Below are 18,926 nucleotides of genomic sequence, written 5' to 3'. Positions count from 1 at the left end.
GCGTCGTTCGTCGTTTTCGGGGCTGGCCGTACGCATTGCCGAGCCTGCAGAGCCCGGCTTGGCAACGCCAAGCAGGGGCATAGATGCGCACCCTGATGCAGGCCGGGGCCGCGCAAGTGCCGCTAGACTCGGCCCATGAGTCAACCTAGCCAATCCAGTGAACTGATCAACGTGGTGGTGCTGCTCGGCGCTGCCGTGGTTGCGATCCCGTTGTTCCGGCGTCTGGGCCTGGGCTCGGTGTTGGGTTATCTGGCGGCGGGACTGGCAATTGGTCCGTTCGGGCTGGGCCTGTTCAACGAGCCGCAAGCCATCCTGCATGTGGCCGAGTTGGGCGTGGTGATGTTTCTGTTCGTGATCGGGCTGGAAATGCGTCCCTCGCACCTGTGGAGTTTGCGCAAGGACATCTTCGGACTCGGCACGCTGCAGATCGCGGTCTGTGCGCTGGTGTTGACCGGCATCGGCCTGTTGCTCGGCTTCGCGCCATCGGTGGCGTTCGTGGCGGCGTCGGGCTTTGTGTTGACGTCCACTGCGGTAGTGATGCAGCTCTTGGCAGAGCGTGGCGACGTTGCCTTGCCGCCGGGGCAAAAGATCGTGGCGATCCTGCTGTTCGAAGATCTGTTGATCGTGCCATTGCTGGCGATCGTGGCCTGGATGGGCGCCAGCGGCGACCCGCAGGCCGCATCGCAGCGTTGGCAGGGTATCGGCATCGGCCTGGCCTGCATCGTCGGATTGCTGGTGGCCGGGCGTTGGCTGCTCAATCCCTTGTTCCGCATCCTGGCCGCGTCCAAGGCGCGCGAGGTGATGACGGCAGCAGCATTGCTGGTGGTGCTGGGCGCGGCGCTGTTGATGCAAGTGGGCGGGCTGTCGATGGCGATGGGGGCGTTCCTGGCTGGCGTACTGTTGTCCGAATCCACGTTCCGGCATCAGATCGAAGCAGATATCGAGCCTTTTCGCGGCATCCTGCTGGGGCTGTTTTTTCTCGGCGTCGGCATGAGCCTGGACTTGCGCGTGGTGGCGGCCGACTGGCGCCTGATCGTGCTGGGCGTGCTGGCCCTGATGGTGGGCAAGGGCGTGTGCATCTACGCGGTGGCGCGGCTGATGCGCAGCGACCATCGCCAGGCGCTGGACCGTGGCGTGCTGATGGCACAAGGCGGCGAATTCGCATTCGTGCTGTTTGCCGCCGCGTCGGCCTCCGGGGTCATCGATGCCCAGGTCAATGCCAGCCTGACCGCCATCGTGGTGTTGTCGATGGCACTGACGCCGTTGTTCGTGCTGCTGCAACGGCGGCTGACGCCGGCCGCAGCGGTCTCGCTGGATGGCGTGGAAGCAGCCAGTGGCCAGACCGGCAGTGTGTTGATCATCGGCTTCGGGCGCTTTGGGCAGGTGGCCAGTCAGTCACTGCTGGCGCGCGATGTGGATGTGACCATCATCGATAACGACATCGAGATGATCCAGAGTGCGGAAGAATTTGGTTTCAAGATCTACTACGGCGACGGCACCCGGCTCGATGTGTTGCATGCCTCCGGCGCGCACAGCGCACGTGCGATTGCGGTGTGCGTCGACAACCAGGAGGCGGCCAATCGCATCGTCGAGCTGGCAACGCGCGAGTTTCCGCATGCCAAGCTGCTGGTGCGTTCGTACGACCACCAGCATTCGCTGCAGTTGGTCGCGGCGGGAGTGGATTACCAGATCCGCGAGACCTTAGAGTCGGCGGTAATCTTCGGCAAGGTGGCGCTGATGGAGCTGGGGGTGGACGAGGACGAAGCCGGCATGATTTCGCGTCAGATCCGCCGCCGCGATGCCGAGCGTTTCGAACTGGAGATTGCTGCCGGCGATGCACGCGCCGGAGCCGGGCTGATGTATGGCAACACCCTGCCGCCCGCACCCCGGCCCACGCCATTCACGCGGCCGCGTCGCGGCAGTCGCACGTTGAATCCCGATGCGGTGCCGCAGGCTGAGCAAGTAGAGACACAGACACGCGACTAGAGCGGGTCATGCACGTTGAGTTGAGTGCCAGGCGCGCCACAGGGCACAGGGCGCTTGCCGGAGGGTTGGCCGCCAGCGGCACGCAACGCGCGCCGCGCGGCGTGCCTTGGCACCACAGCCAAGCTGGAGCCACCCAGCACCCGCTCCGCACCGCTGGCGGACAAGGCATCTCATCTCAACGTGCACGACACGCTCTGAGGGCGGCCGACACACGCGCTGTGCAGACGCTCAGCGGCATGGCCAGTGCGCGATGCGTGCGCCATTGGCACAGTACGATGGCCGCGACCGGACGACTGCTCGCCATCTCGTGTTGGCCGCTAGCAGCGGGCACACATGACTGCGTGGGCGTCGGGCGCGCCACACATGCTCGATGCGGTACGGATCGCTCGTGCCCTCCAGCTCCTCGGCGCGCCTACATCCAGCCGAAGATCGCTCGGGACGTCCTGGCGGCCGCGCCCACTGATGCCTACTAGCCATGCTTGCGCTGGGCGGCGGCGAAGGCTTCCAGTTGCTCGGGCGTGGCGTCTTTCTGATGCTGCTGTTTCCATTGGGCAAATGGCATGCTGTACACGGCTTCGCGCGCCTGTTCCTTGGTCATGGTCTGGCCTTGCGCTTCGGCCGCTTCGCGGTACCAATCGCCCAGGCAGTTGCGGCAGAAGCCGGCGAGAATCATCAAGTCGATGTTCTGCACGTCGGTGCGGTCCTGGTTGAGATGCTGCAAGAGACGGCGAAATGCTGCCGCTTCGATCGAAGTGGTGCTCGGATCGGTGCGTGAGGTGGTGTCGGTCATGGCGGAATCGGGGACAATAGACGGCCTTCGACTCTACACCTGACGCCCCATGACCGCTTCTGCGCCAGCTGCCTCCGCTTCGGCCCGCCTTCTCGATGGTCGCCGCATTGCCGAGGAATTGCTCGACGGATTGAAGCTGCGCGTGGATGCGCGGCTGGCCGCCGGCAAGACGCGCCCCGGGCTGGCGGTGGTGCTGGTCGGTGGCGATCCGGCATCGTCGGTGTATGTACGCAACAAGCGGCGCGCGGCCGAGAAGGTCGGCATCGAAGCCTTCGATTACGACCTGCCGCAGGGCACCAGCGAAGCCCAGCTGGCGTCGCTGATCGATGAGCTCAATGCCGACCCCAAGATCCACGGCATCCTGATCCAGCTGCCGCTGCCGGGTATTCCCGATGCCAACCGGCTGATTCAGCGCATCGACCCGCGCAAGGACGTGGACGGATTCCATCCGCAGAATGTCGGGCATCTGGCCTTGCGCGAATTCGGGCTGCGCCCGTGCACGCCGCGCGGCATCGTGACCTTGCTCGGGCACACCGACCAACCGGTGCGCGGCCGCAATGCCACCATCGTCGGGGTAAGCAACCACGTTGGCCGGCCGATGGGGCTGGAGCTGCTGATCGCCGGCTGCACGGTCACCAGTTGCCACAAATTCACCCCGCCCGATGTGCTGGAAGCGAGCGTGCGCAATGCCGACATCCTGGTGGTGGCAGTCGGCCGCCCGGGGCTGATTCCGGGCGAATGGGTCAAGCCGGGCGCGGTGGTGATCGATGTCGGCATCAACCGGCTCGATGATGGCCGCCTGGTGGGCGACGTCGGCTTCGACGCCGCCGCGCAGCGCGCGGCCTGGATCACCCCGGTGCCGGGCGGGGTAGGGCCGATGACGGTAGCCACGTTGATGCAGAACACCATCGAGGCCGCTGATGCGGCCGGGATTGGAGATTCGGGATTGGGGATTCGTTAAAGGCAGCGGCCAAGCGCAGGTGTCGGCCGATCCGGATTGCGTCCGGGGATCAGCCGGCCGCCGGCATCCTGACGAACGGCGGGCGGTGCAGGGCGGCGCCTTGGCCACTCCCGAATCTCAACTCCCCACTCCCGGCGCCAATGCGTTAAAATATCGCGCTTCCCCACACTCGGGTCCGCCGATGCTACGCATCCAGGCTGAAGCTCTCACCTACGACGACGTTTCGCTCGTCCCCGCTCATTCGATCGTCCTGCCCAAGGACGTCAGCCTGGAAACCCGGCTGACGCGCGACCTGCGCCTGAAACTGCCGATCCTGTCGGCGGCAATGGACACAGTGACCGAGCACCGTCTTGCGGTGGCCATGGCCCAGTTGGGCGGCATCGGCATCATCCACAAGAACCTGACCCCGCAGCAGCAAGCCGGCGAAGTGGCACGGGTCAAGAAATTCGAATCCGGCGTGATCACCGAGCCATTCACCGTCAGCCCGGACACGACCATCGGCGAAGTGCTGGCACTGACGCGCGCGCGCAACATCTCCGGCGTGCCGGTGGTGGATGGCAGCGAACTGGTCGGTATCGTCACCAGCCGCGACATGCGTTTCGAAAAGAAGCTCGACGATCCGGTCCGCCACATCATGACCAAGAAGGACCGGCTGATCACCGTGCGCGAGGGCGCCAGCGACGAGGAAGTGCTCGAGCTGCTGCATCGCAACCGGATCGAAAAGGTCTTGGTAGTCAACGACAGTTTCGAGCTGCGTGGCCTGATCACGGTCAAGGACATCCAGAAGAAGACCGACAACCCCAACGCCGCCAAGGACAGCGCCAAGCGGCTGCTGGTGGGCGCGGCAGTGGGCGTGGGCGGCGATACCGAACAGCGCATCGAGCTGCTTGCCGCAGCCGGCGTGGACGTGGTGATTGTCGATACCGCGCATGGCCATTCGCAGGGCGTGATCGATCGCGTTGCGTGGGTCAAGAAGACCTATCCGCAGCTGCAGGTGATCGGCGGCAACATCGTGACCGGCGATGCGGCATTGGCATTGATGGATGCCGGCGCCGATGCGGTCAAGGTTGGCGTAGGCCCGGGCTCGATCTGCACCACGCGCGTGGTTGCTGGCGTGGGCGTGCCGCAGATCACCGCGGTGGACATGGTGGCCGAAGCACTGCAGGACCGCATCCCCTTGATTGCCGATGGCGGCATCCGCTATTCCGGCGACATCGGCAAGGCGCTGGTGGCCGGTGCCTCGACGGTCATGGTCGGCGGCCTGTTGGCCGGTACCGAAGAAGCGCCCGGCGAGGTCGAACTGTTCCAGGGCCGCAGCTACAAGAGCTACCGCGGCATGGGTAGCCTGGGTGCGATGGAAAAGGGGTCCAAGGACCGCTACTTCCAGGATGCCTCCGATGCCGACAAGCTGGTTCCCGAAGGCATCGAGGGCCGCGTGCCGTATCGCGGGCCGGTCGGCGGCATCATCCATCAGCTCATCGGTGGCCTGCGCGCGACCATGGGCTACGTGGGCTGCGCCACCATCGAAGAGATGCGCAGCAAGCCCAAGTTCGTCAAGATCACCGGCGCCGGTCAGCGCGAAAGCCACGTCCACGACGTACAGATCACCAAAGAGCCGCCGAACTATCGCGCTGGATGATCGGGAATGGGGAATCGCGAATCGGGAATCGTAAGAGCCCGCCGCTTCCTCGTCCGATAGCGGCTGGTGCTGCGTTTGCTGTTGCGATTCCCCAATCCCGATTCTCGATTCCCGGCTCTCAATGACCAACATCCATACCGACAAGATCCTCATCCTCGATTTCGGCGCGCAGTACACCCAGCTGATTGCGCGGCGTATCCGCGAGATCGGGGTCTATTGCGAGATCTGGGCGTGGGATCATGATCCGTCGGAGATCGCCGGTTTCGGTGCCAAGGGCATCATCCTGTCCGGCGGCCCGGAGTCGACCACGTTGCCGGGCGCACCGGTGGCGCCGCAGGAAGTGTTCGATAGCGGCCTGCCGGTGTTCGGTATCTGCTACGGCATGCAGACGCTCGCTGCGCAGTTGGGTGGGGCGACCGAAGCGGCGGATCAGCGCGAATTTGGCCATGCCGAAGTGGATGTGGTGGCCGCCGACGCGTTGTTCTCCGGTCTGACCGACCACGCCGGCGCGTCGCGTTTGAACGTGTGGATGAGCCACGGCGACCACGTGTCGCAGGTGCCGCCGGGCTTCACCATTACCGCCACGACCGACCGCATTCCGGTCGCGGCGATGTCCAACGAAGCCAAGCGTTGGTATGGCGTGCAGTTCCATCCGGAGGTGACGCATACCTTGCAGGGACAGACCTTGCTGCGTCGCTTCGTGGTGGATGTCTGCGGCTGCCAGACGCTGTGGACCGCGGCCAACATCATCGAGGACCAGATCGCGCGCGTGCGCGAACAGGTGGGCGATGACGAAGTGATCTTGGGCCTGTCCGGCGGCGTGGATTCGTCGGTGGTGGCCGCGCTGTTGCACAAGGCGATCGGCGACAAGCTGACCTGCGTGTTCGTCGACACCGGCCTGCTGCGCTGGCAGGAAGGCGACCAGGTGATGGCGATGTTCGCCGAGCACATGGGCGTCAAGGTGATCCGCGTCAACGCCGCCGACCGTTATTTCGCCAAGCTGGAAGGCGTGAGCGACCCGGAAGCCAAGCGCAAGATCATCGGCAACCTGTTCGTGGACATCTTCGACGAAGAGTCCAGCAAGCTGGCCAATGCCAAGTGGCTGGCACAGGGCACGATCTACCCGGATGTGATCGAGTCGGCCGGCAGCAAGACCGGCAAGGCGCACGTGATCAAGAGCCATCACAACGTCGGTGGCCTGCCGGAGCACATGAAGCTGGGCTTGGTCGAACCGTTGCGCGAATTGTTCAAGGACGAAGTGCGGCGCCTGGGCGTCGAGCTTGGCCTGCCGCGCACGATGGTGTATCGCCACCCGTTCCCGGGCCCGGGCCTGGGCGTGCGCATCCTCGGCGAGGTGAAGCGCGAGTACGCCGAGCTGCTGGCCAAGGCCGATGCGATCTTCATCGACGAACTGCGCAAGGCCGATCTCTACGACAAGACCAGCCAGGCCTTCGCGGTGTTCCTGCCGGTGAAATCGGTCGGTGTGGTCGGCGATGCACGCGCCTACGAATGGGTGATCGCCTTGCGCGCGGTGGAGACCATCGACTTCATGACCGCGCACTGGGCGCACCTGCCGTACGACTTCCTCGGCACGGTGAGCAACCGCATCATCAACGAGCTGCGCGGCGTTTCGCGGGTGGTCTACGATATTTCCGGCAAGCCGCCTGCGACGATCGAGTGGGAGTGATTTGACGTTGTGCCTGTCCCACACAGTGGCGAAGCCGGTTTTCGCCCCGATTGTTCAGGCCATTGTTGCGGATGTCGTTGCAGCGGTAGCATCAAGCCATTCGGTGTATTGGCGATGAGCGAAAGCCATCGTGCTCGTAGAACTGCTTCGCACGCTCGTACGATGCATGTACGAGCAATGCTCGGACACCCGCGTTTTCCGCGACGGACCGCACGCGTGTCACTGCATCCTGAAGCAAGGCTGCGCCCAATTTGATGCGTTGAGCGCGAGCATCCTCCGCGAGCCTTGCGAGCACCATGACCGGTACCGGATCAGGCATGTTGCGCCGGACGGCACTGGCGGCTTGCCGGTATGCGACGGCACCCGTTTCAAGAGCGTGATACCCGAACACATATTGATTGGCATCAACCACGACGAAGGTCCGGCTGGCCCCGTTGAGACGGTTGGCCAGTGCACGCCGTTTCAGCCAATCGTCCAGTGATGGCTCGCCGCAGTTGAACCCATCGAGCACATGCGGCGCGGTCAGTGGCTTGGGTGCTGAAAGCTGCATCCCCACGCCTTGCTCGTACTCCACGGAGCCGTTATTGCCATCAGGCGCTCAAGGCTCGGATTGGCGTCTTGTGGGGCATCAAGCAACGCGGTGAACTGCTGGAACCTCTGGGCCGCTCTTGTCGACACATGCCGACCGGGCCGATGGCCACCGATGGGTCTGTCGGGTTGTGCTGGCGATGGCCGGCCAAACGCGCATCGAAGCCAAGAAGACCATCGCCAGGTCGCTTGGTCATCCGCAACGAGCGCACGTCCGGTTGACAGCTGGAGGAGGGGCTTGCCTGGATCGACCTATGCGACCGGTTCCCTGGAGGCAATGAAGTCGACGAAGCTCCGAACCTTGGCCGAGAGGAACTTCCGGCTGGGGTAGACCGCGTGCAGCGTCGAGTTGAGCGTGAACGCATCGGGCAGCACGATGGTCAGCCGTTCTGCATCGATGTCGCGTTGGACCATCCAGGTCGGCAGCAACACCAGGCCCATGCCTTCGAGCGCGGCCAGATGTAGCAGCGTTTCGTTCTCGCTTCGCAGCACGGTATGGAAGTTCACCGTCTGCCGATCGTCTGCATCGCCCAGCACGATGCTCTCGTTACCGGCGATGCCGCTGTAGCGCAGCAACGCATGACCGTTGAGATCGGCCAACGTGCGCGGGTGGCCTGCGCGATTGAGGTAGGCCGGTGATGCCATCAGGCGAAACTTCATCTGCATGAGCGGCCGCGCGACCAGGCCCGGGTCGAGCCGGCTGGTGTCTGTCGCACGCAGCGCGAGGTCGAAGCCCTCGTCCACGAGATTGACCCGACGCCCGCTCAGATCCATGTCCAGGCACACGTCCGGGTAGCGTCGGTTGTAGTCTGCCAGCAGGCTCGAGAAGCAGGGGGTGGCGACCCACACCGGCGCGCTGAGCCGCAAGGTGCCTCGCGGCGTTTGCGTGACATTGCCGATCGCCGCCTCCACCTCGTCCAGTCCTTCGATCAGCTGCCTGGCCTGGGCGACGTAGAGCGCACCGGCTTCGGTCAGGCTCACGTGTCGGCTGGTGCGATTGAGCAAGCGGCTGCCGACGCGGCTTTCGACATGCGCCACGTGCCTGCTGACCATCGCTGGCGACAGGTTCAGGCGCCTTGCGGCGGCGGTGAAGCTGCGCAGCTCGGCGACTGTGCAGAACACCCGCAGACTGGTCATTGTGTCCAGGATCATCAACTGAAAAGAAATGATCCATCCACTCTACGTGCGTTGATCAACCAGCGAAAGATCACGATCCTGGCCCCATCAATTCGCCGGATGCCCGAGACCGGTGCGGCTTCAGGAACGCGACATGCGCGAGACAACGCTTCCAACCTACTTCATCAGTCATGGCGGTGGTCCCTGGCCGTACATGAGCGGCCATCTTCGCGCCAACTTTTCCGTGCTCGAGCAGTCGCTGATCGACATGCGTGCCGAGCTCGGCACGGTGCCCAGGGCGATCCTGGTCGTCTCCGGCCATTGGGAGGAGGTGGGATTTGCCGTCTCCTCGGGCGCGCGTCCAGGCATGGTCTACGACTACAACGGATTTCCCGAGCACCTGTACACGATCAAGTACGGCGCACCGGGTTCCCCTGCGCTCGCGCAGCGTGTGCTGTCGCTGCTGCACGCCGGAGGCCTCACCGCGCGGCCAGACCCCTTGCGCGGTTTCGACCACGGCACTTTCAGCATCATGAAGCCGCTGTATCCCGACGAAGACATCCCCATCGTCCAACTGTCGCTCGACGCAGCCCTCGATCCGGCATTGCATCTGGCAGCTGGCCGCGCCTTGGCGCCGCTGCGCAAGGAGGGGGTGTTGATCGTCGGCAGCGGCCTGAGCTTTCACAACCTGCGGCTCATGTTCGGCGAGGGCGGCCAAGAACCGTCGCAGAAATTCGATGCCTGGCTGCAGCAGACGCTGGTCCAGACGGTCTCGGACGAGCGGGCGGCGCGGCTGCGTCGTTGGGAGGACGCTCCTGCGGCCCGTATCGCACATCCGCGAGAGGACCATCTGCTTCCGTTGATGGTCGCGGTGGGCGCGGCCTGGGACGACCCTGGCGCCACCACCTACCAGCAAACGGACTTCTTCGGCGGACTGACCGTATCGAGCGTTCGATTCGGCCAGACGCCGGTGTCCATCGATCGCTCCGTCGGCCCGGCGACCTCGCCAGGCCGCCGTTCAACTCCAGGAGATTCGCAATGAAGGCTGTACTGCTCAAATCCTATGGCGGCGTCGATCAATTCTCGATCGAGGACGTGCCCGCGCCGAAACCCGGACCGGGCGAGGTGCTGATCAAGATCGCCGCGTCTGCGGTCAATCCGTTCGACCTCCTCCTGCGGCAAGGCTTCATGGCCCAATACGTTCCGTTGCCGCTACCCGCCATCCTCGGTGGCGACGCCGCTGGCACCGTGGCTGCGCTGGGCCCCGGCGTCACCGGTTGGGCGGTCGGCGACCGTGTCGTCGCGGACTTTGCGGCGAACGGCAAGGGCGCGCATGCCGAATACGGGGTGCTACCCGCAAGCTCGATCGCCCGGCTGCCGGCGAGCCTGGGCTTCGAGCAGGGCGCGGCGCTGGTCAAGGCAGGGCTGACCGGACGGCAGGCCGTCGATGCGCTGGGTGTCAAGGCGGGGCAACGTGTCCTTGTCTCCGGCGGGCTGGGCGCAGTGGGACGGGTGGCGATTCAATACCTTCGGCAACTGGGTGCCCAGCCCGTGGCCGGGGTGCGGCCGCAGCGGATCGCCGAAGCGCGCGAGCTGGCGGGCGAAGCCCTGGACATTACGGCGCAGGTCGACGCTCCTGCGTTCGATTTCGGCATCAGCGCAGCGGCGCCGGTGGCGGGTCACCTCATCGCGCAGGTTCGCGACGGCGGCCGTGTGGTCAGCATCGTGCCAGTGCCGGAAGGAGCGAATGCGAACGATCGCGTGACGATCCAGGAGATCTACCACCGCACCGATGCCGCGACGCTCGATGCGGTGCTGGACGCCGCCGTTCGCGGTGAGCTGGTCGTTCCGATCGCCAGGACATTCACGCTCGAGCAACTCGGCGATGCGCAGCAAGCCGCCGCAGCCGGCGCGCAAGGAAAGATCGTCCTGACCCATTGAACGCCGCGGCGCTGCTGCATCCGGTGGTGGCGCTGCGAGCGTCTGTTGCGACCTGATAGCGCGCTGGAAGACCGCACCCTGCGGTCCATGACGAAGCACGGTTGTCTCTGTGCAGCGGCGGCATCGATCACCACATTGAGCGCGGCCGATCTCCATCTTCAACGAATCCCACAACGTCACACCGAGGAATGCCATGTCTAGCTCACTGAAATCCAAGTCGCTGATCGCGCTGCGCGTGCTATTCGGCCTGGCGTTTCTCGCCGCATCCGTAATGAAGCTCAGCGGCCAGCCGCAGATGGTGGCCGAGTTCCAGCAGATCGGCCTGGGCCAGTGGTTTCGCCTGCTGACCGGCAGCATCGAGCTGATCGGCGCGCTGCTGCTGATCCGCCGACCAACGGTCGCAATCGGTGCCGCGCTCCTGACCTGTGTATCCATCGGCGCATTCGTCACCCAACTGATGGTGCTGCACGGCGATGTGATCCACACGCTGGTGTTCGCCGCAGCGATGGGCTGGCTCGTATACAGCTACCGTCCCGGTCGAGTGGCGGCCTGAGCGGGACGACGGGTGCGCCATCCTTGCGTCTAGACGGGCAGCCGGCGGTCGACGCTGGCCCCGGCTTGGCGCCGTACATCCTGCGATTGCCCGAACCAAGTCGTGTGCCTTGATGGCCCAATCGACAGCGGAAAATGGGCTTGAAGGTTCCGCGTCTGGGCGCAAGCATTGCCGTGTTGCTTTGATCCCAGCGGTATTGCCTGGCTTGGGAGAAGACGTCAAGCCAGCCCTCCCGCTGCTGACGGTCGCGGCGGGAAGGGCGAGAAGATGCTTCACGAGCACCGGCGCGACATTGCGCTAGGCGTGCTGCGCATCGCCGAGGCACGGCTCCCATTGCAGGTCGCCGATGTAGCGGTGCGCCATGCGGCCTGCGTCGTCCAGGCTGAAAAGATGCAGCCACCGATTGTCGAACAGCGCGCGGACCTGCGGGTGACGTTCGAGGACGTTGGCGATCGCTTCGGGCGGTGCTTCGATCAGCACCGAGAGCCGCAGCGGTTCGTGGGTCAGGCGTTGGCCGTCATGCACCGATTGCCACGGCAACCCCGTGCGCAGGATGCCGCCGTTGCCCTCGACCACGCCAATGCCGCCGGTGACGTTATGCAGCAGTTTGTTGCCGGCGCCGAAACGTTCGGGCGCGACGGTCGATCCGTAGTACTGCAGGCTGATCCAGCTGGCCACGACGACCGGCGCGGTCAGGATCAACTCCAGCACGCCGAAGCCGTCGTCATATCGCCAGTCGTAGTCGTGCAGGAAGGCCCGTCCGGCCAGGTCGCGTCCGGCAGTGCGCGAGCGCGGCGCGGCGATGAAGGCCTGGCAGCCGGCAAGTGCCCATTCGGGGCGGATCTCGGCCCAGTCGCGGGCGCGGTGTGCGATGTCCTGGCTGCGATGCGCCCGCGGCAGGCGCGTGGCACGTTCCCCGCGCGTCAGTGCCCCGGCTGCGGCCAGCCACTGCGCCGCTTGGGCGAGATCGGCGGCATGCCCGGGCGAAGCGTGATCGGCGGTGTACAGGGTGACCGCATCGGTCGTGGTGTCGTGCAGTGCGGCCAGGAATAACGTGTCGGCGGGAATGACGATGCCGCGTGCGGCAAGACCGGCGCGCACCTCGCTGTCGTTGAGCAGCGACGCCAGCAACCGCGCGTTCACTTCGCCCGAATAGCCACCGCATGCGCCGCAGTGCAGCGCGCTCGCATGCGGGTTGTTGACCACGTTTGCACCGTGGCCGGCGATGACCACCAGCCGGGCGAAGCCGCCGGTGAACGACATCGCCTTGAGAATGCGCGTGGCCACGGTCAGCCGGGTGTCCAGGTCCAGCCCGTTGGCAGCACGCGGCGCAGGCTCGTTCGGCGCATGCCGGCGAGCCAGCCCCAAGCCGTCGCGCAGCAGCTTGGCGACGTAGATCGGGCCGGTGGCCTCGACGAAGGCGAACGAGGAAATGGCCGCCAGCCTGAAGCGGCCCCAGGCGCGCTTGGCACGTGCTGCGATCCGTGCGCTGCGTTCGGACGTGGCGGCCGGGGAGCTCGCGTCACCTGCGCAGGTAATTACACCTGGAGTGAGCAGCACCGGCAGGCGCGCCTCGACCACGTCCGAGGCAAACCGGCGATGGCCGACGCCCAAGCCGAAAAATCCTGCAAACCCGAGGGTCTGGATGCCCGCATCGAGGCTTTCCAGCGCCCGGCGAAACACTTCCGAGCGTACATCGATGCAGAACGCCATTTGCAGCTGCGCACGGCCAGGTGCGACCTGGGCCGGCGCTGGCGCGGCCAGCACGGCGTTGAGCTTGCGCTGCGCGGCACGTTCGGCCGCTTCCTGCAGGATGCTGTCGATGACATCGTCCGACGTCGCAGCGACCGGCTCGGCGTAGGCGGCAACGGCCGTCTGCCAGCCAGGCACCAGCGCGCAGCCGCCGTGACCCAGCAGCGCGGCCTCCCAGAGCATGCGGATGGCGAGCAGGTCGGTGACGCATGCATCGGTGGCGCCGTTCAACTCTGCCTGCCAGAGCCGATACCGGGCGAGCTGGCCCCAGCCGCCCAGCGTGGTCAGCAAGCGGTGGAAATACCCCTCCAGCGCGTCCTGCGAAAGTCCCAGGCGAGCGACGCAGTCGACAATGGCGTCTTCGGCATTGGCTGGCGCCTCTGCCACATACCGTGCGAAACCTGACAGGCCGGCGATTTCCGGAGTCAGGTCGTGGGTCGCGATGAGGCGCCAGGTGCCGTAAGCGCCACCGGACTGGCCGAGCGCCCAGAGCGCCTGGCCCTGGTCGAAGTAGCCGGCGGCCCAGTGACCGATACGCTCGTTGACGATGCCGGGCCAGTCGATCGCGGCGGCGTCGCGGGCCAGCTCGGCGACCGTGGGGATCGCTTGCGGGGCAGGGCGTGCGGCTTGGATGGCGTGTTCGAGCGCGGACACGCTTGGCGGGCGCAGCGCGGCCGGCGCGTTCTGCAAAGCCGCCTGCAGATCGTTTTCGGTGATCGCGCCGGACTGTAGCCGTTCTGCATACCAGTGCCGCGGCATGGTGACGGCGATACCGGAGGCACGCCGCAGCCGCGCCGCCGCCATTTGCAGCGGCTCGCCGGCCTGGCCGAGGAAGGGGTTGACCGCAACGCTGGAGGCGAGCGGCCACAGCGGCGGGATGGCGCGTGCCGCACGCTGGGCGGCGGCGATGACCGCATCGTGGGAGAGGGACGGAGACAAGGTGGCGGTCGTGGTGGTCATCAGCATGGGTGCCTGGCGGTGGGAGGGTCAGGAGGTCTTGCGAACGGACCAGCCGCCAAGCAGGCGATCGATCGTGGCGTTGGCATACAGCCCATTGGAGAGGTGGACGCGGAGCCCGGCGGCAGCGGGGTGCGATGCCCAGAGCGGAAACAGCGCCTGTGCGACCGCCACCAGCCCGAAGCTCAGCACCGCCAGCGTCATCAGCGTCCACTCCAGCCGTCCTGGTGCCGGTGTCGCCGGCAGCACGCCGGCCGTCAGCCATTCGGCGGCGGTCTGCAGCGCGAAGTAGCCGATCGCCGCGGCGCTGGCGTAGATCGCGGTCCTGCGGGTGAGGGGGCGTGGGGCGGCATCGGCAAGGCCCTGGGCCAGCAGGTAGGCGACACCGAAGATCAGGATCGCGCCCAGTGCCAGCGCCTGCGGCGACTTGTGCCCGAAGCCGAAGGTGAACCCGAAGGCCGTGCCGATGCCGAGATAGATCGCCAGTGCGATCAGAAATGCGCGGCCGACCGCCGACCCATTCGGAACGGCGACCGGTCCGGGCCGGCGAATGGCCGCCACTTGCTCGACTGCTCCACCCGAGGCCAGGAACGCATGCGCCTTGTAGAGCGAGTGCGCCACGATGTGCAGCAGGGCCAGCGGGAACAGCGCCAGGCCGCATTGGAGCATCATGAATCCCATCTGCGCGACCGTGGACCAGGCCAGCGAGGTCTTGACCGCCGGCTGGGTCAGCATCACCAGCGCACCGAACAGGGCGGTGAACCCGCCCAGCATGGCCAGCACGGCGAGCACGCCGGGGGCGGCAAGCATCAGGTCGGCAAAGCGGATCAGCAGGAAGCCGCCGCCGTTGACCATGCCGGCGTGCAGCAAGGCCGATACCGGCGTGGGCGCTTCCATCATCTCGGTGAGCCAGCCGTGGGTGGGGAACTGCGCCGATTTCAGCACCGCCGCAAGTGCGATCAGGGCGGCCGCCGCGACCAGCGCCCAGGAGTGCTGCCCGCGCGCGGCCAGCGTATTTATCGTGGCGATATCGGTCGTGCCCATGCTTTTCCAGATCAGCGCCGCGGCGCAGGTCAGGGCGATACCGCCGGTGGTGGAGAACACGCGCTTCTTGCGGGCTGCGCGCTGCGCCTCCACGCGCTCGGGATAGAACAGCAGCAGGCGATGCATCGCAATGCTGGTGGCGATCCAGGCGACGACGACCTGGACCAGGTTGCCGGCCTGCACCAGCAGCAGCACCGCGGCCAGCGCCATGCACAGCCAGCCGGTGAAATAGCCCTGGCGTGCCTCGCCGTCGAGATAGGTGCGTGCGTACCGCACCACGATCCAGCCAACGAAGGCCACCAGCAGCAGCATCGTCACGCTGACCGCGTCCAGCCGCGCAGACAGGCCGACATCGCCCCATCCGATCAGTGGGCTGGCGCCGGTGCCTCGCACCAGCACCAGCGCCAGCGATGCGATCGCGATGCAGAGCGCGCCGAGCGCGGCGCCTTCGGCGAGCAGGGGGATTTTGCGTGGACGGCGACCGTCGAGAACCAGGGCGACGACAGCGGCGGTCAGCAGCAGGAGTGGTGCGAACAGTGGGAGTAGATAGAGCGACAAGGCAATCCCCTAGGAACGAGCGTGGTGGAGGGCCGCGCCACGATATCGATCGGTGGGATTGAATAAAAATTCATTGTTATTGCAGATTCGTTCGCTATTATCGAATGATATGGCCGCCTTGAACTACAACCACCTGCGCTACTTCTGGACGGTCGCGCACGACGGGAACCTCACCCGTACTGCCGAGCGTCTGAACCTCACCCAGTCGGCGCTATCGGTGCAAATCCGCAAATTGGAGGAGCGCCTGGGCCACGCGCTGTTCGAACGCCGCGGGCGACAACTGCACCTGACCGAGGCCGGGCAGATCGCGCTCGACCATGCCGATGCGATTTTCGCCACTGGCGATGAGCTGCTCGGCACGCTGCGGCAGACAGGTGCGGCGCGGCAGGCGCTGCGGGTCGGCTCGCTGGCCACGCTGTCGCGCAACTTCCAGATGGAGTTCCTGCGCCCACTGCTGGGCCGCACCGACATCGACCTCATTCTGCGGTCGGGCAGCGCGGGTGAACTGCTGCGCGCGCTGGAGGCGCTCAATCTCGACGTGGTGCTGCTGAACCGGGCGCCGGCCGGCGATGCGCTGTCCCCCTTCGTCACCCACCGGCTCGCGGAGTATCCGGTCAGCCTGGTGGGCACGCCGGACCGCCTGGGCCATGCGGCCCGCTTCGCCGACCGCCTTCGCAGCCATCCCATCATCCTGCCAACGGTGGATAGCAGCGTGCGCATCGGCTTCGATGCGCTGGCCGACCGCCTGGGCGTGCGGCCGCAGATCGTGGCGGAAGTGGAAGACATGGCGATGATGCGACTGCTTGCCCGCGAGGACATCGGCCTGGCGGTCCTGCCGCCGATCGTGGTCAAGGACGAGATTGCCGCTGGCGCGCTGATGGAAGGCGATCAATTGCCGGCGATCGTGGAGACGTTCCATGCGGTCACGATGTCGCGGCGCTTCCCGAATCCGCTGGTTCGCGTGTTGCTGCAGCCCGCGGCTCCGTCTGCAAACCTGTAGCTCGGTTCCCTCTCCAGCGGTGGCGCAGGCCCAACCCTAAACCGGATCGAACGGTGGTCGGTCCAATAGGCAATCGATGAAGGCGCCAAGGAGCGCTGGTCGATGCTGCCTGTTCGGGTAGCACAGAAACAGCCCCGGGCGCGATCGACCAGTCCGCCAGGATCTGCACCAAACGCCCCCGGGCCCATCATTCGCCCACGCCATCCCGCTCGACGTGATAGGTGACGTCGAGCCCGTTCGCCGCAGCAGCAATGCCGATATCGGCGCGCTTGGTGGCCAACGGGCCGCCCACCGCCACCTCAAGGCGTTGCCCGCACTTGTCGAACTCCAGCGATGGTGCCTGCCATCCATTTGAGCCGCCAGTGATGCAGGCGTGGTCATGCAGTTGGGCGGGCGACTCGGGCGTTCCTCGACGTGCCAGGTCGTCCGGCGACCTGACGGCAAATCCGGCGTCGGGCGGACCGCTACCACGTCTTTCTCCGGCTGGTCGCCGACGCGGATGCCCGCATCAAAACGGCCAACCACGCGTGTGGCGAGCGCGTCTTCGAGCACGATGTCGAGCACGACATCAGGGTGTGGGTGATGGAAGCGCGCAAGTCGCGGCGCAATGATGGTGCGTGCAGCCATCCCCAGCGTGTTGATGCGCCGCGCCACACATCTGGCCTGTCGCCTCACCGGCGTCGGCGACGGCAGCCGTCATCTTGCGAAATAGCGGCGCGATGCTGCTGTTGAGCAGTTCGCCACTCGCCGAGGGTGCCAGGCTGCGCGTCGCGCGGTTCAACAGTCGCGCGCCGATGCGGCCTTCCATGTCGGATGGTCTGGCGCAGTGCCGACGGCGACAGGCCTAGATGAGGGCCGGTGGGGATTCGCGCAAAAAACAGCTAAAAGTGAGCGCGCTCGCCGACAGCGCAAGCTTTATTGCACGAGTCCCTGCCAACGCTCGGGTCGTTCCCGACCGAGCCTCACAGAGGAACTAGTTCCATCAACCATGCGAGCTCCTCGTCGTTGAATGCCGGCAAATCACCCGCGGCCGCTGCGGCGAAGGGGGCCGCATCGTGTTCCCAAGTCACGGTGCTGGACGCTGCCAGGTCGGCATGAATGGGCGTACCGGGGTCCGCAGGGCCGCCCCCGATTCTGGTACGCGGGCGTTTTGCGCCCCAGCTGGGGGAAGCCAATCCAGCGCAGCGTACTGTTCGCGAACGGGCACCTCGACAGCGTAGTGTGCGGAGGAGCGGGTGACAGACTTTTCCGATCCAGACCGTTTGCGGCGGCTGCCGGCCCGCGCCTGGACTGCCTGGTCGATTGGGCTGGGCGCATCCGGCTCACGCTCCAGCGCATCGGCGACGCTGGGCCGGCCGGTGATTGTGCAGACCACCTTGCCGCGGCTGACGCGGCGCTTCTACCGGATCCAGCACCGGCAAAAACGTCTGTGGAGCAATCTGCAACGCTCCGGTGCGCATGGCGATCTGCATGAGCTGCGCGTTTGCGGATGGCCGCCGTGCTGAGCTAGCGTCGGATGCCATGATCTATCGCCACGCTGGCCTTTGAGTACGCTTCGCAAACCAGCAACGCATAGCCGATGTTCGGCCTGCGCTGACGTTGTGTGACGTTGCAGCGCATGGCCAGCGCCACTGCCGCGCCCACAAAAAAGCCGCGCAGTGCGCGGCTTGATGCATGGCCCGAACTGAAGATGCTTCTCAGCGAACCTTGGCCAATGCCACGCGGGCATCGGCCATGAACTTCTGTGCTTCCTGCGGTGTTCCCAGGTTGGCGGCGAGCTGGTTGAGCACCTGCTCGATGTCGCCGGAGGCGTCCCAGGCTTCATCGCACAGCATGCCGGCGATCGGGCCCAGGTAGTTCAACGCGACCGCTTCCAGTGCACCGCGAACGCGCTCGTCTGGCCCGGCGTTGTCGCCACTGGCAACCGGCGCCGCACTCGCGCTTGCGACGGTTGCAGCAGGTGCGGGTGTCGGTGCCGGGGCAGCCGGCGCACGCACCGGCGACGGTGCGCCGCCCAGATCCTGTTCAAAACCGCCCATCAACCATTGCCGCGAGTCGTCGCTCAACAGCGAGGGCTTGCCCAGGCCGGCACCGGGGTCGGCCTGGAAGCGCGCCTTGGCCGCGTTGACCATGGTGAGGCGTTGTACCGCCTCATCGTTGCGCAGCATGCGGAACACCACTTCTTCGATCTGCCCGCTGTTGATGCGGACGATGCAGGAGTGGTTTTCCTCGGTGACGATGAACAGAAAGCCGGACGCCTTCTTCAATGCCAGCGCTCTGAGCTCGCGCAGGATCTCGATCAGCGGACGGAATTCAGTGGACATGGCGTCTTCCTTGCAGCATCAGGTACGGAA

At 65.9% G+C, this 18,926-nt stretch carries 16 protein-coding genes and 1 pseudogene; 9 read left to right on the top strand and 8 right to left on the bottom strand.

Translation table 11 applies throughout. The features are described from left to right. The first annotated feature begins 135 nt into the window (after positions 1–135). Positions 136–1,986: a monovalent cation:proton antiporter-2 (CPA2) family protein gene (locus ACCQ03_RS08285; protein ID WP_057678440.1), complete on the top strand. Its 1,851-nt coding sequence runs from the start codon at positions 136–138 to the stop codon at positions 1,984–1,986. 469 nt (positions 1,987–2,455) lie between these two features. On the opposite strand, the gene ACCQ03_RS08280 is transcribed toward ACCQ03_RS08285, so the two are convergent. Further along, on the bottom strand, positions 2,456–2,776 hold the full coding sequence (locus ACCQ03_RS08280; RefSeq protein ID WP_057678439.1) for a DUF1244 domain-containing protein: 321 nt from the start codon (positions 2,774–2,776) through the stop codon (positions 2,456–2,458). Between the two features lie 49 nt (positions 2,777–2,825). On the opposite strand from ACCQ03_RS08280, the gene folD reads away from it, so the two are divergent. The 3 genes from folD (at position 2,826) to guaA (ending at position 7,063) form a co-directional block, all read left to right on the top strand. Beyond that, positions 2,826–3,737 carry a bifunctional methylenetetrahydrofolate dehydrogenase/methenyltetrahydrofolate cyclohydrolase FolD gene (folD, locus tag ACCQ03_RS08275; RefSeq protein ID WP_150146364.1) on the top strand — a complete coding sequence of 304 codons (912 nt, stop codon included), beginning with the start codon at positions 2,826–2,828 and terminating at the stop codon, positions 3,735–3,737. A 181-nt stretch (positions 3,738–3,918) separates the two neighbouring features. After that, positions 3,919–5,376 (top strand): IMP dehydrogenase, encoded by a 1,458-nt coding sequence (guaB, locus tag ACCQ03_RS08270; protein ID WP_007963221.1) that lies wholly within the window; start codon positions 3,919–3,921, stop codon positions 5,374–5,376. Positions 5,377–5,497: 121 nt separating this feature from the next. Next, on the top strand, positions 5,498–7,063 hold the full coding sequence (gene guaA / locus ACCQ03_RS08265) for a glutamine-hydrolyzing GMP synthase (RefSeq protein WP_017157587.1): 1,566 nt from the start codon (positions 5,498–5,500) through the stop codon (positions 7,061–7,063). A 91-nt stretch (positions 7,064–7,154) separates the two neighbouring features. On the opposite strand, the gene ACCQ03_RS08260 is transcribed toward guaA, so the two are convergent. Continuing rightward, positions 7,155–7,613: a GNAT family N-acetyltransferase gene (locus ACCQ03_RS08260; protein WP_244664188.1), complete on the bottom strand. Its 459-nt coding sequence runs from the start codon at positions 7,611–7,613 to the stop codon at positions 7,155–7,157. Between the two features lie 290 nt (positions 7,614–7,903). Continuing rightward, positions 7,904–8,803, bottom strand: coding sequence for a LysR family transcriptional regulator (locus ACCQ03_RS08255; RefSeq protein ID WP_057678436.1), 900 nt, complete (start codon positions 8,801–8,803; stop codon positions 7,904–7,906). A gap of 118 nt (positions 8,804–8,921) precedes the next feature. On the opposite strand from ACCQ03_RS08255, the gene ACCQ03_RS08250 reads away from it, so the two are divergent. From ACCQ03_RS08250 to ACCQ03_RS08240, 3 genes are all read left to right on the top strand, one after another. After that, positions 8,922–9,809, top strand: coding sequence for a DODA-type extradiol aromatic ring-opening family dioxygenase (locus ACCQ03_RS08250; RefSeq protein ID WP_081022978.1), 888 nt, complete (start codon positions 8,922–8,924; stop codon positions 9,807–9,809). Then, the gene (locus ACCQ03_RS08245; protein ID WP_057678434.1) at positions 9,806–10,708 is read left to right on the top strand and encodes an NADP-dependent oxidoreductase; all 903 of its coding nucleotides are present in this window, start codon (positions 9,806–9,808) and stop codon (positions 10,706–10,708) included. The genes ACCQ03_RS08250 and ACCQ03_RS08245 overlap by 4 nt, the downstream gene beginning before the upstream one ends. 193 nt (positions 10,709–10,901) lie before the next feature. Continuing rightward, a complete protein-coding gene (locus ACCQ03_RS08240) occupies positions 10,902–11,261 on the top strand; it encodes a DoxX family protein (RefSeq protein ID WP_057678433.1) in 360 nt (119 codons plus the stop codon). A 297-nt stretch (positions 11,262–11,558) separates the two neighbouring features. Here the strand turns inward: ACCQ03_RS08240 and ACCQ03_RS08235 are convergent, their stop codons facing one another. Then, on the bottom strand, positions 11,559–13,979 hold the full coding sequence (locus ACCQ03_RS08235; RefSeq protein WP_150146117.1) for a YbcC family protein: 2,421 nt from the start codon (positions 13,977–13,979) through the stop codon (positions 11,559–11,561). Between the two features lie 21 nt (positions 13,980–14,000). Beyond that, a complete protein-coding gene (locus ACCQ03_RS08230; RefSeq protein ID WP_057678431.1) occupies positions 14,001–15,572 on the bottom strand; it encodes a proton-conducting transporter transmembrane domain-containing protein in 1,572 nt (523 codons plus the stop codon). Positions 15,573–15,681: 109 nt separating this feature from the next. Here ACCQ03_RS08230 and ACCQ03_RS08225 point away from each other — a divergent pair, with 109 nt between their 5' ends. After that, entirely contained in the window at positions 15,682–16,572 is an 891-nt protein-coding gene (locus ACCQ03_RS08225; protein ID WP_057678430.1) for a LysR family transcriptional regulator, read from the top strand. A 568-nt stretch (positions 16,573–17,140) separates the two neighbouring features. Here ACCQ03_RS08225 and ACCQ03_RS08220 read toward each other — a convergent pair. Both ACCQ03_RS08220 and ACCQ03_RS08215 read right to left on the bottom strand, forming a co-directional pair. Then, positions 17,141–17,380, bottom strand: coding sequence for a hypothetical protein (locus ACCQ03_RS08220; RefSeq protein WP_237377023.1), 240 nt, complete (start codon positions 17,378–17,380; stop codon positions 17,141–17,143). A gap of 154 nt (positions 17,381–17,534) precedes the next feature. Then, positions 17,535–17,914 (bottom strand): annotated as a pseudogene (locus tag ACCQ03_RS08215) (hypothetical protein); the annotation flags it as partial. Between ACCQ03_RS08215 and ACCQ03_RS08210 the strand changes: the two are divergent. Beyond that, positions 17,835–18,077: a hypothetical protein gene (locus ACCQ03_RS08210; RefSeq protein ID WP_057678428.1), complete on the top strand. Its 243-nt coding sequence runs from the start codon at positions 17,835–17,837 to the stop codon at positions 18,075–18,077. The pseudogene ACCQ03_RS08215 and the gene ACCQ03_RS08210 overlap by 80 nt on opposite strands. Positions 18,078–18,269: 192 nt before the next feature. Here the strand turns inward: ACCQ03_RS08210 and ACCQ03_RS08205 are convergent, their stop codons facing one another. Then, positions 18,270–18,896: a DUF8082 domain-containing protein gene (locus tag ACCQ03_RS08205; protein ID WP_057678426.1), complete on the bottom strand. Its 627-nt coding sequence runs from the start codon at positions 18,894–18,896 to the stop codon at positions 18,270–18,272. Between the last annotated feature and the right edge of the window lie 30 nt (positions 18,897–18,926).

The organism is Xanthomonas sp. NCPPB 3569 (assembly GCF_041475645.2).
GTDB lineage: Bacteria > Pseudomonadota > Gammaproteobacteria > Xanthomonadales > Xanthomonadaceae > Xanthomonas > Xanthomonas phaseoli.
Note: the sequence above shows the minus strand (reverse complement) of the source record. Positions and strands in the feature narration are given on the sequence as shown.

Excerpts from the sequence above, each read along its gene's own strand:
- ACCQ03_RS08285 (WP_057678440.1), top strand. The coding sequence starts at position 136 with ATGAGTCAACCTAGCCAATCCAGTGAACTGATCAACGTGGTGGTGCTG.
- ACCQ03_RS08280 (WP_057678439.1), bottom strand. The coding sequence starts at position 2,776 with ATGACCGACACCACCTCACGCACCGATCCGAGCACCACTTCGATCGAA.
- folD (WP_150146364.1), top strand. The coding sequence starts at position 2,826 with ATGACCGCTTCTGCGCCAGCTGCCTCCGCTTCGGCCCGCCTTCTCGAT.
- guaB (WP_007963221.1), top strand. The coding sequence starts at position 3,919 with ATGCTACGCATCCAGGCTGAAGCTCTCACCTACGACGACGTTTCGCTC.
- guaA (WP_017157587.1), top strand. The coding sequence starts at position 5,498 with ATGACCAACATCCATACCGACAAGATCCTCATCCTCGATTTCGGCGCG.
- ACCQ03_RS08260 (WP_244664188.1), bottom strand. The coding sequence starts at position 7,613 with ATGCAGCTTTCAGCACCCAAGCCACTGACCGCGCCGCATGTGCTCGAT.
- ACCQ03_RS08255 (WP_057678436.1), bottom strand. The coding sequence starts at position 8,803 with ATGATCCTGGACACAATGACCAGTCTGCGGGTGTTCTGCACAGTCGCC.
- ACCQ03_RS08250 (WP_081022978.1), top strand. The coding sequence starts at position 8,922 with ATGCGCGAGACAACGCTTCCAACCTACTTCATCAGTCATGGCGGTGGT.
- ACCQ03_RS08245 (WP_057678434.1), top strand. The coding sequence starts at position 9,806 with ATGAAGGCTGTACTGCTCAAATCCTATGGCGGCGTCGATCAATTCTCG.
- ACCQ03_RS08240 (WP_057678433.1), top strand. The coding sequence starts at position 10,902 with ATGTCTAGCTCACTGAAATCCAAGTCGCTGATCGCGCTGCGCGTGCTA.
- ACCQ03_RS08235 (WP_150146117.1), bottom strand. The coding sequence starts at position 13,979 with ATGCTGATGACCACCACGACCGCCACCTTGTCTCCGTCCCTCTCCCAC.
- ACCQ03_RS08225 (WP_057678430.1), top strand. The coding sequence starts at position 15,682 with ATGGCCGCCTTGAACTACAACCACCTGCGCTACTTCTGGACGGTCGCG.
- ACCQ03_RS08220 (WP_237377023.1), bottom strand. The coding sequence starts at position 17,380 with ATGGAAGGCCGCATCGGCGCGCGACTGTTGAACCGCGCGACGCGCAGC.
- ACCQ03_RS08205 (WP_057678426.1), bottom strand. The coding sequence starts at position 18,896 with ATGTCCACTGAATTCCGTCCGCTGATCGAGATCCTGCGCGAGCTCAGA.